The sequence below is a fragment of the Paenibacillus sp. FSL H3-0329 genome, assembly GCF_037963285.1.
Taxonomy (GTDB): Bacteria; Bacillota; Bacilli; order Paenibacillales; family Paenibacillaceae; genus Paenibacillus_AQ; species Paenibacillus_AQ odorifer.
The window spans coordinates 2,783,214-2,800,794 of record NZ_CP150150.1 but is presented as its reverse complement, the minus strand read 5'-3'; the positions used below and the strand labels follow the sequence as shown (position 1 = coordinate 2,800,794).

Here is a 17,581-nt window from a genome sequence, read left to right as displayed (position 1 = left end):
TTTCATATAATATTTATTGTTGAACAAGACTGTAACAAGTCTTACTTGGGCGTAACGTTGTGTCACCCTCACGCATTTCGTTACTGCCAGGGCAGCGGCTGAACTTCCCTGGTAGTGTGGAAGCCAATAATGCTAATCACGGATACGAAATGCGGCGCAAATAGAGCCCTAACCTGAAATTTCAAATATAAAGGAGTCTACTATAACATGGCACGTTACACCGGACCTAAATTCAAACTCAGCCGCCGTCTGGGCATTTCCCTTAGCGGTACAGGCAAAGACCTGAAACGCCCTTTCCCACCAGGACAACACGGCGCTAACCAACGCAGAAAAGTAAGTAACTACGGAATGCAGCTTTTGGAAAAACAAAAACTGCGTCACATGTACGGCTTAGGAGAGAAACAATTCCGTACTCTCTTCGCTAAAGCACAAAAACTTCCAGGTCTTGCGGGCGAAAACTTCATGTTCTTGCTTGAAAGCCGCTTGGACAACCTAGTTTACCGTCTTGGATTTGCTAACTCCCGTGCTGGAGCACGTCAGTTGGTCTCCCACGGACACGTAACTGTAAACGGCAAAAAAGTCGACATCGCTTCTTACCGTGTAAGCTTGGGCGACGTTATCGGTCTTCGCGAGAAGAGCCAAGGCATGGCTTCCATCAAAGAAGCTCTTGCTAACCGTAACCACCTTCCAGCTTACCTGGAATATGCTGAAGGATCTTTCGAAGGTAAATATATCCGTTTGCCAGAACGTTCCGAGCTTTCCCAGGATATCGATGAGAAACAAATCGTCGAGTTCTACAACCGTTAATATCTCGCTTTTAGCGGGTATGACCGAAGCCTCCGGATTAATCCGGGGGCTTTTTGTTATGTCTATATTCTAAATTCCAAGCCGTTTGTTGCCTATTACGCTTTCGCAAATCATACCCTAAATTACTTTATTTATAATTTTTGCACAAAAGTCGAATCTTAAGACCATGAGAATCAGGTAGAAGCGCATTCAAAAACGCCAATTTATGCTATAATAATTCCGTTAAAAGGAGGAATTATCGTCGATGGCTCAAGAGAACAAGAAAAAAAACGCTAAGAAGCCTTCACCCCGCAGATCCGCCCTAAGCAGGTTCGGTTCTGTAGTTAAGTGGATGTTTATTCTTGGAATAATAGGCGTTCTATTTGCCGGTGGTGCTGTAGCAGGCTATGTCGCTTCCATTGTGAAGGATGAACCTGTTCGCTCCGAAGAAATGATTCAGCAGCAGGTCAGTCAAAATGCGATCACCGGATTCGCTTATTTCCGAGACGGCGCACCGATCGGCCAGCTTCGGACAGAAGAAGACCGAAGGCTCATTGAATTCAACGATATCCCCCAGCTTATTATCGATGCAGTTCTCGCAATAGAGGACAATAATTTTAATGAGCATAATGGCGTGGATTTCAAAGGCACCTTGCGTGCCGTCAAACAAAAGCTTCTCAACGAATCCGTTCAGACCGGAGGCAGTACACTCACCCAGCAGCTCGCAAGACGTGTATTCCTGAATCTGGATCGGACAGAAGATCGTAAAGTAAAAGAAATTCTACTTTCTCTTAGATTGGAACGCTTCTTGACCAAGCAAGAAATATTAACGGCTTATCTAAATAAGGTTCCTTTCGGCAATGGTTCGAATGGCTACAATGTTTTCGGGATTAAAGCAGCAGCCAAGGGGATATTCGGTCTAGACGATCTGGACAAATTGAATGTCGCTCAAGCAGCGTATTTGGCTGGTCTTCCGCAGCTCCCTTCTGCTTATTCTGCATTTAATGGCATAGGTGAATTCAACGAAAAAGCTTTCAACAGAGCTATGGACCGCCAACATCTTGTACTTCGTCGTATGCTTGAGGAGAATAAGATCACTACCTCTCAATATGATGAAGCCCTTAAATTTGATATCAAGAGTTCTCTGGCGCCACATACCAAAAAAGCCTATGCTACATATCCATACCTGATGATGGAGACTGAGCGTAAAGCATCCGAGATCCTTCTATCATTGAATGAAGAGAAAAATGGCACAACGGATGCCAATAGCACTACTGACAATGCCGTGTTACTTGAAGAAGCAAGACAGCAGCTCATGACCGGCGGTTATCGAGTCTACACAACTATTGATAAAAAAGTTTACAATGCAATGCATAGTGTCTCAGAAGACAGCAATAATTTTACTAAAGACAGCAAAACCAAAGGTATGGAACAGACGGCTGGCATGTTAATTGATAACAAAACGGGAGCCATTCTCGGCATGATTGAGGGCCGCGACTTCAATATTGAGCAGATGAATTATGCTACCCAAATGATCCGTCAGCCCGGATCGACTATGAAGCCAATTTCAGCTTATTTACCAGCCTTAGATGCAGGGCTGATTCAGCCTGCCGGGATTGTGGATGACGCGCCAATTATTCTAAAAGACGGCGGAAAAGGATTCCATATTCCCAAGAATGCCAATAACCGCTATCAAGGTCTGGTCACTGCCCGTTACGCACTTAATAAATCGCTCAACTTGCCTGCGCTTAAGCTGTTTAATGAAAAGGTCGGAATAGAGAAATCTTGGGCCTTTACTAAAAAGCTGGGGATCACCACCCTCACAGATGATGATTACAGCGCGCAGACTGGGGTTATAGGCGGTCTCAAATACGGTGTATCCGTAGAAGAGTTAACCAATGCCTATTCCGCTATCGGCAACCAGGGAGCCTTTAATGATGCCTACATGATTGAGAAAATCGTCAATTCAGAGGGCAAAATTATCTATCAGCACAAGGTTAATCCTGAGCAAGTATTCTCTAAGCAAACAGCTTACCTAATGACAGATATGCTGCGAACTGTAATTACAGAGGGTACAGCCAGCACCGTAAAAAGAGCATACAAACACTCTAAAGAAATTCCGATTGTCGGTAAGACTGGATCTACCCAGAATTATGGGGACGTATGGTTTATGGGCTACACTCCTGATGTCACATTGGGAATGTGGGTCGGTTACAAAGAGCAAATCAACACCCTTACGGGAGATACACAAAAACGTCAAGCCCAAACATTATGGGCAAAAGTATTGAATGCTGTCATTGATAAGCAGCCGGAACTATTCGTCACAGACAAATTTGCACAGCCTGAAGGAATTATCAAAAAGACAGTTTCAGCATATAGCGGCAAACTGCCAACATCTCTGACTGATAAATTCACAACGGATATATTTAATACAAAATATGTGCCAAAAGAGAGCGACGACGGGATTTCCAAAGCCAAGTATATTACTTACAAAGGCGTCAATTATATCCCGTTGGAAGGTACTCCAGAGGAGTTCCTAAAGGAAAAAATTGTCGTTAAACGTGAGAAGCCGATACAGGAACTCGTCAAAGAACTCCTGGCTGCCTTCCCTAAGATGAAGGATCATAAATCACTGGAGTATTATATGCCAGCCGATGCCAAGACGGATTTCCCAACAGAAGTTGATCCACGAGTGGACGACGGGGCTTCCCCTGCTGCTCCTGGAAATGTTAACGTCTCTTATAGCACTGGTAAAGCGGTCATCAGCTTCTCCGCTAGCAGCTCGGCAGATGTTGTGGGATACCGCTTATATCGTTCATTAAATGGAGGTTCTTTCCAAAAGCAATCTATACTCATGGCAGATGAGAACAAGGTATTCACGCCGGGTACACCGGCAAGTGCTAATGCAACCTTCTATGTAACCGCCGTGGATGTTGCAGGTAATGAGACGGCTTCTGGCAGCGTTGCTGGAGGGATTACACCAACACCAGAAGCAACTCCTACACCTGATCAACAACCTGGCACAGAGCCGCCTACAGAGCCTGAGACGACACCAGGAGACATTATTGAGGATCCAGGTAACATTCTCCCGCTACCGACGGAAACACCAGCCGGTGGAGGTAACAGTACTGGGGGCAGTAATAATCCCACAGCAGGTAATAATGCAGGGACACGTTAGCCCAAAGATTAATAAATAACTTTACACAGCAAAACACCGTTCCCATGGATTCATCCGGGGACGGTGTTTTTTTACAATTCATTCTAATCCTCAATCGTGGATAGATCTCCTGTCGGAAGATGCAGCTCCCATGCCTTCAGTACACGCCGCATGATTTTACCTGATCGTGTCTTCGGTAGTTTATCCTTAAACTCGATTTCTCGCGGCGCAGCATGTGCAGACAGGCCCGCTTTGACAAAAGCGGCGATCTCCTCTTTCAGAGCAGCAGTTGGAGTATAACCTTCTCTAAGCGAGATAAAAGCCTTAATAATCTCACCCCGCACAAGATCCGGTTTGCCGATTACACCCGCTTCTGCCACTGCCGGATGTTCCACTAATTTGCTCTCCACTTCAAATGGCCCAATACGCTCACCAGAAGAGTTGATAACATCATCAATTCGTCCCTGAAACCAGAAATATCCTTCGTCATCCATATAAGCGGAATCGCCAGAAATGTACCAGCCAGGAATCCGGAAATATTCCTCATACTTCGTCTGATTGTTCCAGATCGTTTTCATCATGGACGGCCACGGAGTTTTTATCGCAAGATTCCCCATAGAGAACGGTGGAAGAACATTTCCCCGATCATCCAGAATCGCTGCTTCAATCCCCGGTAACGGACGGCCCATTGAGCCTGGTTTGATATCCATTGCCGGATAATTACAAATCAATTGTGCCCCTGTTTCAGTCATCCACCAAGTATCATGTATACGCTGATTGTAAAATTTATCTCCCCACCGCACCACTTCCGGATTTAACGGTTCACCAACCGATAGAACATGGCGCAAGCTGCTTAAATCAATCCCCTGTAAGGAGTGCTCCCCTGCACCCATCAACATACGAAAAGCTGTAGGTGCGCTGTACCATACAGATACCTTATTCCGTTCGATTGTCTTATACCAATCCTGAGGACTAAAGCGGCCGCCTCTAACTACATTGGTCACCCCGTTTAACCAAGGGGCAAATATGCCGTATGAAGTTCCGGTCACCCAGCCAGGATCTGCCGTACACCAGTATATATCGTCTTGACGTAGATCTAGCACTACTCTGCCTGTATAATAATGTTGAATCATTGCTCTATGCACATGATAAACGCCTTTGGGCTTTCCTGTAGAACCAGATGTATAATGCATAATAAGGCCGTCATCCAAATCAAGCCATTCTAAATTAAGATCAGCAGAAACGTTAGCCATCTCTTCTGCGAACCCTAAGTTTCCTTGCTCAATATCTGTTGCTCCACCTACTAGAAAAATATGACGAAGCTCCGGAAGCTCTTCTCGCTTGACCCGATGCAGCAATTCAGGCGTAGTTACCAGCGCAACGGCTCCACTATCCTCCAAACGATCCTTAACTGCTGTTTCCATGAAGGCTTCGAACAAGGGTCCTGCTATGGCTCCGATTTTGAGAATACCTAGCAGACTGAAATACAGTTCCGGTTGGCGAGGCATAAAAATAAATACCCTATCTCCTTTACCGATGCCATATTTACGCAATACATTTCCGAACCGATTCGACCGTTCCTGCAGATCGGTAAATGTATAGGATTCTTCCCGTACAGTGTCACTGTAGAGTAGGGCCGTTGCCGCTCCCCGCCCTTCATCAACATGGCGATCAACGGCTTCATAGGCCATATTAACCTTGCCGGTTTCATACCATGAGAAATTACGTTCAACATCCTCCCACTCAAAATTGGCTACTGCCTCCGCATAATCAGACATATTGGAGCTCTGCACACGACCCGGCAAAATTTCGCTATGGACTTGACCCATCACTCTTGCCTCCCTCACTCGTTTGATTTAAGCTTTAAGGGTAAGACTCATGTTTTAAATAATGATGTCAATGCAGTGAATGTGAATTTTTTATGTCTGAATTAGTATACCATAGCAAGCGTTTACATACCATTTTTTTGATCTGAAAGGAGCACTGTCATGGAGCATCGCAAAATCCCTATTTCCCATACTCTCTCCTATATGGGTAGAACGATAACTGTGAGCGGACCCCGATCTCCTGAGGACCTTGAAGCCCTGCATATGCATCAGGATCTAGATGCTTTTCGCAGGCCATTAGAGCAGCAAGAGGCGCTCGTAGAGATCGCCAGCTTGCCAGAAGGCCGTGTGATTACTGCGGTAGAGAATGATGTCATAGTGGGCTATGTGACCTTCCATTATCCAGATGAAATGGAGTTATGGTCACAGGGTGGGATGGAGGATCTTATTGAGCTTGGAGCAATAGAGGTGAGTAATGATTATAGAGGGGCCGGACTAGGCCGGCTGCTGATTTCTACTGCTTTTGAACGGGAGCAATTAGAGAATTGTATTGTTTTTACAACAGAGTATTATTGGCACTGGGATTTAAAAGGCAGTGGGCTGAACGTGTGGGCCTATCGCCAAATGATGGAACGCCTGATGAAGACCGTTAATATGGTTTGGTATGCTACGGATGATCCGGAAATCTGCTCACATCCCGCTAACTGCCTAATGGTTCGCATTGGACAAGAGGTGCCCATGTCCTCTCAGGAGACCTTTGACAGAGTACGTTTTAGACAACGTTTCATGTATTGAGCATTAAATATGCTGCAGCATAAATTCTAATATGGAATGCGAGCGTTGTGAAGATTGTACTGTAAATTCTCTGAAATTCACCTCAGCTGATCCATCAGACTTATCTGACATCGAGCGAATGATGACAAAGGGCGTGGCGTTCATATGACAGACTTGGGCAACCGCCGCCCCTTCCATTTCCACACAAGCTCCATCCATTTGCTCTCTTAATTCAGCTACCATCTCCGCATTAGAAATGAATTGATCACCAGATAACACTTTGCCTATCAAGTACTTTTGACCTAACTCATTGCATGCCTTCTCAGCAAGCTGTACTAACGCAGGGTCTGCCTGGAAGACGGAAGTCTCCTGATAAGGAATTTCGCCTCTTGCGAATCCAAGCCCCGTAGCATCCATGTCATGTTGTACACATGTAGACGATATAACAATATCTCCAATATTCAATTCAGGATGTACAGCACCAGCAACCCCCGTAAACAGCACACGGGATACGCCAAAATTATCAATTAGAAGCTGAGTCGTAACTGCTGCATTTACTTTACCCACCCCAGATTTACAGAGCACTACGGATTTGCCTAATATATTTCCTATGTAATATTGTATACCTGCTTTAACTTTTGTCCGCTTGTCCTCCATGCCTTCTAGAAGCAGCTTAATTTCTTCATCCATCGCTCCGATTAATCCGATGATTTCACTCACAGCAAATGCCTCCTTTGATGATTTGTTTAATAAATAAAAACATAAAAAGCTCCATAAGGAGCTTTTTACGGAATAACTGTTCAGTTCTTAAATTACTTATTCAGATGATTAACCGACAAGCGGAGAATCGTTTCATGAGGCAGGATAACCCGCGGATTCTCAACGGTTTCTTTCTTCATAAGCTTGGTCAAAAGTCTCATCGCAACCGCGCCCAAATCGTACATAGGCTGAGCTACGGTTGTCAGCAAAGGACGAACCATCGAAGCCATACGAATGTTATCCACACTAATAATGGAGAAATCATCCGGTACCTTCAGACCTTCATCTTGAATACTGTGAATGGCGCCAATAGCCATTTCATCCGTTGCCGCAAAAATAGCGGTTGGTTTCTTCTTGAGTCCAAGGAAATACTTCATTGCTTCTACACCAGATTCATAGCGGTAGTTACCGATGCGTACCAAATCCTCTTGGTACTCGATTCCTGCCTGTTCCAGTGCTTTCTTGTAACCATGGAAACGTGCATATCCATTTGCAGGATCCTGCAGTGTGCCACTGATCATAGCAATCTCACGATGACCGTGACGAATCAATGTGTTCACAGCATCAAAAGCAGCGGTTTCATGATCGATGTCAACGGAAGGATAAGTTCCCTTCTCATCCCGTGTAGCACATAGAACAATCGGAACTGCAGAAGTCTGGAAAGCTTGAATATGTTCGTCAGTTACTGTACCCCCCATGAAGAGCAGACCATCGACCTGTTTCTCCAAAAGGGTATTAATGACACGAATTTCTTTCTCTTTACGCTTATCCGCGTTACACAATATGATATTGTAATGATACATGTTCGCGATATCTTCAATCCCGCGTGCAATTTCTGCAAAAATCGAGTTTGAAATATCAGGGATGACAACCCCAACGGTTGTCGTTTTCTTACTGGCAAGACCTCTTGCCACGGCATTGGGACGATATCCCAAACGTTCAATCGCTTCAAAAACTTTCTTCCGGGTCTGCGGTTTCACGTTAGGGTTATTATTCACAACCCGTGATACCGTAGCCATAGATACGCCTGCTTCTCGAGCTACATCGTAAATGGTTACCGTCAAATTACTCTCTCCATTGCGATAAATTTTATCGTTCGACTAATTAAAAATATGATACGACACTTTGTACATTTGTGCAATGATAACGCTTCATTTTCCTTCCAAAATTTCTTTCAAGGCTGAAAACGTCACCCTGGATTAAAATTGTGACCAGTGCTGGTTAACCTGTCCAAGAGCATCAATAATGTAACTTCTATCTATCGTAACAAAAAGTGAGTGAAAAATCCAACATTCCGTGAAAAATTTTCATTATTTTCACACAATTTTTTTATAATCTTCATTTTCAGTCATTTGGAAGGTTAATTGAGACAATCTTCGACTAGTTTCTTCCATCCAGTGTTGGTCTGACAGCTTCTCAGCTAAACGATAGATATCGAGAAGCATATCGACTCGGGTCTGAATCCTCTCTCGGATTATCGCCTCTAGTTCTAATATTCCCCCTATTATAGTTTCTGACAAGGATTCTTTTAATACACTGGCCAATTCATTTCTCTCCGTAAACAAAAAATCTTTTCCCGGATCATCTCCACTGAGTTCTTTTACTAATTTGCCTAGATCTGCTTTAATAAACTGCAAAGGTTCATAACTAGCGCATTCTGGGCAGGTATAGACAGGAACATGCGTAATCTTCATCTTCGTATTAAAAATCAAAGAATGCATATGTAAGTTCATGAGGCCACCACAACTGCACAACTTCTCCATCAAATTATCTTTATACATCTTCTACACCTCTTGCACAAAATTAATAAAGCACAAAGTTTGACTTTTTCAACTTCTATATTCGACTCCACTCGATTAAAACCCTCCTTTATTGCATATAATGATTAAATTGGCAATTTGTCTATAATTTACATCCCTAAAGATGACTTCATATTTTAAATTTGATAGAATAATGAAAGAATCATGGGAATCGAAAGGAGCTTAACTAAATGAGACTAGCCGGTAAAAAGGTGATAGCACTCGTAGACGATGAATTTGAAGATTTGGAGCTCTGGTATCCCGTGTATCGGGTGAGAGAAGAAGGTGCCGAGGTTCACTTGGCAGGTCTGGAAAAAAATAAGACGTACGTCGGTAAATATGGCGTACCTGCTAAAGCAGAATACTCCTGGGACGAGCTTAATGCCGCAGATTATGATGGGATTTTGGTTCCAGGCGGCTGGGCTCCTGATAAAATCCGTAGATACAGTGCCGTTCTAAAGCTAGTACAGGATTTTAATGCGGCTAAAAAACCAATTGGGCAGATCTGCCATGCAGGCTGGGTATTAATTTCTGCTAAAATTCTGGAAGGTGTAACCGTCACCTCCACGCCGGGCATCCGTGATGACATGGAGAATGCCGGAGCCATCTGGAAGGATGAGGCTGTAGTTACGGATGGACATATCATTTCCGCTCGCCGCCCGCCAGATCTTCCGCCATACGGCAAAGCCTTTTGCGATGCACTTGCTGGGGAATAAACAATAGGTATATAGTTTAAAATCAAACAAGCCCTGTTTCTCACAATTTGAGGAGCAGGGCTTTTGATTTGAGGCGTTTAAAATTCCAAATTATTACCTGATCCGCATAGAATCCGTCTCCATGATCATATTTGGATAATTTGTAAACCTAAAGGTCAAAGGTTGAGGCAGCTTTTCTTTACCCACGTTAAGAAAATAAGTTATTGTAGTTCCTTTAGCATCCTCTCTATACTCTCTATATCCGGAGTAATTATCATGTACAAGCCAATGTCCGCTTCCAGCGCTATCCACAAAATTATCGTCTATCCCAAAACCGGTTGCTTCATGCAACTCCTCAACTTTTTTGGGAATCAATAAATCCAATACTATAATCCCCTGCTCTTCGTCCGCGGTCCGTTTGGAAATCGAGAGAGAGTTATCCGGTGCCTTTAAAATCTGCTGCGTTTCCGTGTTAATCACAAGCTCGACCTCTGATTGATCTAGAGCAGAGATTCCTTCAACTTCAAGTTTGATTGGATCATTAGGTCTCATATTGTCATTGTGGTAAATATTCGATCCACTTGCCCGCATTAGTTCCTCTTGATGACCCCCTTTTCCGAGGACAAGCTTAGGTGAAAGCAAACTAAAAATCCTCATTGTATTCTCTCTGCCAAAGGTTTCCCGCATATAAATACCCGTAGGTCCAATATAAACCTGGTCCATTATAATTTTCTGTCCACCGATAGACAGACTATCCTTCAAATCAACAAGTTCTCCTTGAAAATAATTGTTATCGGCTTCCAGTGGAATTTTGACACCCATTTCTTTTATATCCTTGTTATTAAAAACTTGACTAAGAGCATCTGGAAAAAGCGATAATGTGATATTCAACTCCTCTGGTATCTCATCCTGATATTTATCCCAGACGATTTGCTCATACATACGAGTCGTCCCAGGGGACCCAACCTCTTGTGCATTAGAAGTGCTAAACCCGCTGTATCCACTAAGGTGGTATTTATCCTCTGGAGTCTTTTTCAAAGACAAGCCAAAAAGACGCATCTTCTGATCCGTATTATTCTGGATTGTATAAAGCACTGCAATGCCTCTTCGATCTGCAATGATTCCGTTAACAGTCCATGTTATCCCATCCACCTCAGAAGAAGAGATACTTACCTCCTTCATCATCCCTGCATCAAGTGCTGATTTAATCGTCAGATTATTAGCAATAACGGGTCTAAACAATTCAAGCTGGCCCCAGCTTTTTGGAGGTAATTGTGCACGTACGGGATTTATCATCTGATTTGCCCAAGGCACAATTATAAGTAAGGCGAATGCCAAGACCACCAATACAACAACAGCGTACCTTTTACTAAAAGACAAACGTGTACGGTTCCCTTGCTGCATCCCCCTGCGGATCGCAGTGTCCAGTTTTACATCCAAAATTTCTTCTGCCTCCGCATCGATTTTCTGAAAATAATCCTTAAGCAGCTTTTCTTCAGACTCAGCCATAAAATAGCTCCCCCTTCCGCTTCATTTTGTCACGCAATTGTTTTAATCCTTTATTCAGCCATGTCTTCACTGTGCCCTCTGGTTTATCCAGCACCTCTGCAATTTCGGCAAGGGTCATATCCTTGTAATATTTGAGCACCAGCACTTGGCGATATTTGGGTTTCACTCCATCCAGCGCTTGTTCCATGTCCAGTCTGCGGTCACTTTTCATCTCCATGATTCCCTCATCACTTCGAGCAGCTTCTGCGACTGTGTTCCTCTTTCGGCGCTTCAGCTCATCATTACAGCAATTAATCAAAATACGTGTTAACCAAGGAGCGAACCGCTCCGCGTCTTTTAAGCTCTTTCGTTTAATCCATGCGCGGCAGGTTGCCTCCTGCAAAACCTCCAGCGAATCCGCTTCATTTCGCAAATAGCTGTAGGCAATGCTATAAAGTTTTCTTTTCTGTCCAGCCACTTGCTCATAAAACAGCTCTTCGTCCGTAGCGGCCATTTCCATTTCATCATTTATAATGTGATCCATTTTCGGCCTGCCTCCCCCCTTGCCTTTATTCCTAAATCGGTTCTGTGTAACTCTCTCTATGTATTGACTGCGCTGCAGGGTAAACGGTTTTGTTTTTTTAAAAGTATGTCATAAATATAGAAAAAGGCTCGGCAAGAATGCCGAACCTTGATATGAATTGAATAAAAGTTACAGTAACTTTAGGATGAGGCTTTCTCCTGTAGTTCTCCGCTTGATCCAAGCGTAAGGCCACTTTTTTGCGCAAACGCAGTTAACATTTCTTCCGTCTCTGAGCTTGTACGATGATGGAAACACGCTTTGGCAATTCTTTTGGCATCCTTGGCCAATGTGTTCAGTGTGCGGTGTTTAACCTTCAGCAGCGCCTGCGGCGACATGCTGAGATCTCTAATTCCCAGCTCCAGCCAAAGAGGCAAAGAACGCTCATCCGCCGCCATTTCACCACATACACTGATATCAATCTTGGCATTACGTGCCGCTTCTACCGTCATACGGATCATTCGCAGAACCGCTGGATGGTACGGATGATACATATGAGCAATTTGTTCATTCATACGGTCTACCGCTAACACATATTGAACCAAATCATTAGTGCCGATACTGAAAAAGTCAACTTCCTCAGCCAATAAATCCGCAATCATAACCGCCGCCGGAACTTCAATCATAATACCCACAGGAAGATTCCGGTTAAAAGGGATATCTCGTTGCTCCAGCTCAGCTTTCACTTCTTCTAAAACAGCTTTTGCCGCCTGCACTTCCTCTACGGAAGAAATCATCGGAAACATTAACTTTACATTCCCGTATGCACTTGCCCGCAAAATGGCACTTAGCTGGGTTTTGAACATATCCAATCGATCCAAGCTGATGCGAATCGCCCGATAACCAAGGAAAGGATTCTGTTCTTCAGGCAGCTGGATATAATCCAACTGCTTGTCCCCGCCAATATCCAGCGTACGAATCACTACAGTGTTGTTGCCCACCTTCTCGACAACCTGTTTATACACTTCAAATTGTTCATCCTCAGTTGGGAAAGATCTGCGATCCATATAAAGAAACTCGGTACGGAACAGGCCTACACCTTCAGCACCATACTTAAGTGCTATGTTGAGTTCTTTAACTGAACTGATATTGCCGGCAAGTCGCAGGTTCACACCATCCTTGGTGACAGCCTCCACGGTGGCGAGCAGTTCCAGCTGCTCTTTCTTTTTATGCTGTTTATCCCGAATCGCTACATATTCATTTATCGTAAGTTCATCTGGGTGGATTTGTACAGATCCGGTATCGCCGTCGATCACAAGCATGTCCCCGGTCTGAATAGGATTAGACAGATTATTCTCCAAGCCCGCTACAAGCGGAATGCCTAGCGCACGAGCCATAATGGAGGAATGTGAGGTTTTACCGCCCATCATGGTGACAATACCTAGAACATAAGTTGGATTCAAGTGAGCTAGCTGGGAAGGAGACAACTCCTTCGCAACAAGAATATATGGCTGTGTATCCGATGGTAACGTAACCTCTGGAGCGCCTAAAAGATGTTTTAAAAGACGGTTTCCGACATCCTTGATATCAACCGCCCGCTCCTTCATGTACTCATCGTCTAGCAGATCAAACATCGCTACAAAATGATCAATCGCTTCTTTCACAGCTACTTCTGCCGCTTTGTACTGGCGTTCAATGATCCCGCGGATTTCACTCATGAACACAGGATCATCTAAGATCGCCAGATGAGCATCAAAAATACTCGATTCCTCCGGACCTACCACTTCTCTGAACTCTTTTTTGATGAATTCAATCTCGTCCTTAGAGGTACGGATACCTTCGTATAAACGCTCAAACTCCTTAGCTAGATCCACTGGGTTCACTTGTGTATCCGGTAAGCTCCATTCCCAGTTCGGCAAGACAAAGGCCTTCCCGATAGCTACACCTGCTGCTGCGCCTATGCCTTGTATCATCCTTCAATCCCTCCAACGTTACTTTCGTGTAAGACTACGGACATTACTGATGATTGCCCCTTTTTAACATTTTTAAATGGAGCATAGCTCCATGATTTGACCCGATCAGGATTCGTGATCACCATCGGTGTAGCCAATGAGGCCGCATGTTCACGCAAATAAGCGAGGTCGAATTTAACAAGCAATTGACCTGGCTCCACGCTGTCGCCTTCTTTTACAACCGCCTCAAAGGGTCCCTTGAGCTGTGAAGTGTCGATCCCTATATGCATGAGTACTTCCAGCCCTTCCGGCGTCGAAATACCCACGGCATGCATTGTAGGATAGACGTGCATAACTTTCCCGAATACGGGTGAAGTAAGTTCCCCTTTTTCCGGCAAAAATGCAACCCCATCGCCCACTAGCTTAGCTGCAAAAATGTGATCAGGCACTTCCTCGATAGGCATCATTCTGCCCTGCATTGGCGAACTGAACAGCACCTGCGGCAAATCACGAAGCATAAGCTTGTTAATCTCCTCGCGGATCAGTTCAGAATACGTGCCAAATACTACCTGGACATTTCCGCCGCCCAGCTTGATAATCCCTGCGGAACCCAAACCTTTAAGCGCTCCAGTATCTATATATCGGTCATTATGAACCGTAAGCCGCAGACGGGTGATACAGGACTGCACTTGTACAATATTCTCCTTGCCCCCAAGCGCCTCTAAAATTAGCGGTGCCTGATAAGGGATATTGCCGGCCCAATCCCCAAGCTCTGAACCTTCTTCACGCCCCGGTGTCGGGATCTGAAAACGGCGAATCGCCCAGCGGAATAAATTATAGTACACAATCCCGTAGCCGATACCAATCGGAATCAGCAGCCAAGCCCTCTGTGATAAATGCATGTTCAAGAAGAAATCGATGGCTCCAGCCGAATAGGAGAACCCGTGATGGATTCCCAGCATGTAGGTCAGTACCATTGCGAGACCGGACATTACAGTATGTACCGCGAACAAATACGGAGAAGCAAATAAAAATGCAAATTCGATTTGCTCCGAAACCCCGGTCAGAAAACAAACCAACGCCGCCCGTACAAAAGTCTTTTTAATCTTGGGCTTCAAATCCTCGCGCGCTTCCTGAATAATTGCAAAAGCAATGGCAGGCAGCGCAAACATCATAATCGGAAACAACCCCGCCATAAAAATCCCCGCCGTAGGATCGCCTGCAAAAAAACGCGGCAAATCCCCCTGAACCACAGCACTGCCATCAGGAGTCGTAAAATTCCCAAATTGAAACCAAAACACATTATTAAGAATATGATGTAGTCCAAAAGCGGTCAGAACCCTATATAGGACCCCATAGATAAAAACACCAAACCCGCCCGTCTGCAATATTCCCTGAAAAAGATTATCCAGCCCAATCTGCAGCAGCGGAGATATTCCTAACATTACCCACGCGAACCCGGCAGAAAATAAGCCCATGAACAGCAAAACAAAACGCGACCCTCCAAAAAACTGGATCGCCTCTGGAAGCTTAATATTTTTAAACCGGTTTTGCGCGACACCGGCAACGATCCCCAGCAAAATTCCGATTAGTGTTGCAGGTTGTACAAGCCCGTCTCCCATTTGGGTGACAATTCGGTCGTAAGTGAACATCCCAGCCAGCGCTGCAAGCCCCGCCGTTCCGGCTTGATTGGATAAACCCCATGCTACACCTACAGCGAACAAATAAGGCATATAATAAAATATTGCCTGCCCCGCGTAAGTAGCCACTTCAGACACCGAAGAAAGTCCCCATGCAGACCAAGGTAAGCTGCCCAAACTCAGCAAAATGGCTGCCGCCGGCAGTACCATGGTAGGAAGCATTATGGCTCTGCCCAATTGCTGCAATGATCCGAGCCAATTCAAGGCTACCCTCTCCTTTCTTTCTATATTGAATGGTAAGCGCTGCGGGGATTTTTGTCAAAAGAAACTCATGAGATCTTCACGTTACATTTTTAAAACAAATATTCTCACTTTCCACTAAACATTTATTCATTAGTATCCATAGAACGGCTGGTATTTACGTGGAGCTATTAATACTACAGAGTCAGAATCGGGTTTAAGTGTACTTTGTGCAACTATTCATATCGGCGTTACTCTGAGCACCTTTTTAACTGCACTTTATACAACTATTTTTAGTGATTTTCCACTTCATCTAATCTTTGATGCGTTCTAAGTGTACAAAGTGCAACTATTTCGCATTTAGATAGCTATTTTAGCGTTTTAGTTGTATAAAGTGCAATTATTCCCTTGCGCAGCTGTCCTATAGATGTCCCTAGCATACCTGATTGGATTGGATTTGATTTGATTTGTTTTGATTTGTTTTTGATCTGGTCTGATCTGATCTGAACTGGTCTCAGAGCATTCGCTTCATAACATCGAACTTTTCTCCCCCCATTAGCTATCTCCAACACCCTAAACTCACAGTTAGGAATTCCACCTGAGTTTAAGTGTACTTTGTACAACTATTCATATCGACGTTACTCTGAGCACTTTTTTAACTGCACTTCATACAACTATTTTTAATGATTTCCCACCTAATCTAATCTTTGATGCGTTTTAAGTGTACAAAGTACAACTATTTCGCATTTAGATAACTATTCCGGCGATTTAGTTGTACAAAGTGCAATTATTCCCTTGCGCAGACTCTAAAGATCCTCTTACCACATTTGATCTGGTCTGAGAGCCTTCACCTCATAATACCGAATTCTTTCTCCCTGATTAACCGGCTTCAGCAACCCCTTCTCACTTAATGATTGCAGCAATCGACGCGCCGTACGGAAATTAATGCAGAAATGCGTGGCCACATCCTTTGGACGAACCGGTCTACCGAGACGCCAAGCGAAACGCAGAACCTCTTTTTCCTCAGACAAAATAGCTACGCTAACAGAATTACGAGCCAAGTAAGGCGCCAGCACCAGTTGCAACAGCATGCGGCAGACCTCGGGACGTTGCTGGATATCATCAAAAGAAAAATGAATCATCCTCCAGCCCATCCCAGTCAAAAAAGTGTCCCTATTTACTGAATAGTTGAATTTTTCGCGGTCCATATCTTTCACATGGCTTTGATATCCATCACACTCGATCCCAAAGCTGCTGCCCGTCTGCGGAAGAAAAGCAAAGTCCAAAAATTGTGATTTGCGATTCCAGTCATATACTTCGTATTCTGGATGCAAATCGTCTAGGGACTCAAACATAGGCCACCATACATTCTGCAAAAATAGCTTTTCCGCAAAATTATTGCCTCTAACCAGCCTCCCTCTTTTTTCACCTGTTCTTGATTTCATATGTTGGTCGATAAACAAACCATGCGCTTCTTCAAACTCCATAACCTATAGCCTCCCCTACAAAATAAAAAAACGCCCTTCACCGCAAAAAGCGGTTAAAGGACGTTCTTCGTCTAATCTCATTATAACTAGCTCAACAGGCGAGTTACATTAAAAATCGCACCTTGTGTTACACAATACCTCTTACTTTGGCTGATCTCCATCATCTAAGTTTGCTATAACCTCAGCGTCATAAATTTAAACCTAGTTAGTTTATTCCTCTTTTGCTCGTTCTCGCCAGTTTGCTCATTCTTCACCAGCTAGTTCGTTCTTCACCAGCTAGTTCGTTCTTCACCAGTTAGTCCGTTCTTCACCAGCTAGTTCGTTCTTCACCAGCTAGTTCGTTCTTCACCAGTTAGTCCGTTCTTCGCCAGCTAGCTCGTTCTTCATCAGCTAGTTCATTCTTCACCAGCTAGTTCGTTATTCGTCAGTTCCTTGTTACGTCCGTTGGTCAACGATAA

At 44.2% G+C, this 17,581-nt stretch carries 13 protein-coding genes; 4 read left to right on the top strand and 9 right to left on the bottom strand.

All coding sequences use genetic code 11. The features are described from left to right. Positions 1-207 precede the first annotated feature (207 nt). Positions 208-807 (top strand): 30S ribosomal protein S4, encoded by a 600-nt coding sequence (gene rpsD, locus NSQ66_RS12150; RefSeq protein WP_036686147.1) that lies wholly within the window; start codon positions 208-210, stop codon positions 805-807. Between the two features lie 244 nt (positions 808-1,051). Continuing rightward, complete coding sequence (locus NSQ66_RS12145) at positions 1,052-3,964, top strand: transglycosylase domain-containing protein (protein ID WP_051491442.1); 2,913 nt, start codon at positions 1,052-1,054, stop codon at positions 3,962-3,964. 83 nt (positions 3,965-4,047) lie between these two features. Here NSQ66_RS12145 and acsA read toward each other — a convergent pair whose 3' ends face one another. Next, complete coding sequence (gene acsA / locus NSQ66_RS12140; protein WP_036686145.1) at positions 4,048-5,772, bottom strand: acetate--CoA ligase; 1,725 nt, start codon at positions 5,770-5,772, stop codon at positions 4,048-4,050. Between the two features lie 159 nt (positions 5,773-5,931). Between acsA and NSQ66_RS12135 the strand changes: the two genes are divergently transcribed. Then, the gene (locus tag NSQ66_RS12135; RefSeq protein WP_076141717.1) at positions 5,932-6,564 is read left to right on the top strand and encodes a GNAT family N-acetyltransferase; all 633 of its coding nucleotides are present in this window, start codon (positions 5,932-5,934) and stop codon (positions 6,562-6,564) included. A 3-nt stretch (positions 6,565-6,567) separates the two neighbouring features. On the opposite strand, the gene NSQ66_RS12130 is transcribed toward NSQ66_RS12135, so the two are convergent. The 3 genes from NSQ66_RS12130 to NSQ66_RS12120 all read right to left on the bottom strand — a co-directional run bounded on the left by NSQ66_RS12130 (position 6,568) and on the right by NSQ66_RS12120 (position 9,035). Further along, a complete protein-coding gene (locus tag NSQ66_RS12130; protein WP_036686141.1) occupies positions 6,568-7,263 on the bottom strand; it encodes a 5'-methylthioadenosine/adenosylhomocysteine nucleosidase in 696 nt (231 codons plus the stop codon). A gap of 92 nt (positions 7,264-7,355) precedes the next feature. Beyond that, positions 7,356-8,366 carry a catabolite control protein A gene (gene ccpA / locus NSQ66_RS12125; RefSeq protein WP_036686140.1) on the bottom strand — a complete coding sequence of 337 codons (1,011 nt, stop codon included), beginning with the start codon at positions 8,364-8,366 and terminating at the stop codon, positions 7,356-7,358. Between the two features lie 252 nt (positions 8,367-8,618). Next, on the bottom strand, positions 8,619-9,035 hold the full coding sequence (locus NSQ66_RS12120) for a hypothetical protein (RefSeq protein ID WP_141118526.1): 417 nt from the start codon (positions 9,033-9,035) through the stop codon (positions 8,619-8,621). Positions 9,036-9,292: 257 nt separating this feature from the next. Here NSQ66_RS12120 and NSQ66_RS12115 point away from each other — a divergent pair, with 257 nt between their 5' ends. After that, complete coding sequence (locus tag NSQ66_RS12115) at positions 9,293-9,817, top strand: type 1 glutamine amidotransferase domain-containing protein (protein WP_036686137.1); 525 nt, start codon at positions 9,293-9,295, stop codon at positions 9,815-9,817. A 93-nt stretch (positions 9,818-9,910) separates the two neighbouring features. On the opposite strand, the gene NSQ66_RS12110 is transcribed toward NSQ66_RS12115, so the two are convergent. From NSQ66_RS12110 to NSQ66_RS12090, 5 genes are all read right to left on the bottom strand, one after another. Continuing rightward, positions 9,911-11,305 carry a DUF4179 domain-containing protein gene (locus tag NSQ66_RS12110; RefSeq protein WP_076141718.1) on the bottom strand — a complete coding sequence of 465 codons (1,395 nt, stop codon included), beginning with the start codon at positions 11,303-11,305 and terminating at the stop codon, positions 9,911-9,913. Further along, the gene (locus NSQ66_RS12105) at positions 11,298-11,828 is read right to left on the bottom strand and encodes a sigma-70 family RNA polymerase sigma factor (RefSeq protein WP_094902125.1); all 531 of its coding nucleotides are present in this window, start codon (positions 11,826-11,828) and stop codon (positions 11,298-11,300) included. The genes NSQ66_RS12110 and NSQ66_RS12105 overlap by 8 nt, the downstream gene beginning before the upstream one ends. Before the next feature lie 179 nt (positions 11,829-12,007). Further along, the gene (gene ptsP, locus NSQ66_RS12100; RefSeq protein ID WP_036686134.1) at positions 12,008-13,777 is read right to left on the bottom strand and encodes a phosphoenolpyruvate--protein phosphotransferase; all 1,770 of its coding nucleotides are present in this window, start codon (positions 13,775-13,777) and stop codon (positions 12,008-12,010) included. After that, complete coding sequence (locus tag NSQ66_RS12095; protein ID WP_036686132.1) at positions 13,774-15,660, bottom strand: glucose PTS transporter subunit IIA; 1,887 nt, start codon at positions 15,658-15,660, stop codon at positions 13,774-13,776. The genes ptsP and NSQ66_RS12095 overlap by 4 nt, the downstream gene beginning before the upstream one ends. A 794-nt stretch (positions 15,661-16,454) precedes the next feature. Further along, positions 16,455-17,123 (bottom strand): hypothetical protein, encoded by a 669-nt coding sequence (locus tag NSQ66_RS12090; protein ID WP_339279701.1) that lies wholly within the window; start codon positions 17,121-17,123, stop codon positions 16,455-16,457. Positions 17,124-17,581 lie beyond the last annotated feature (458 nt).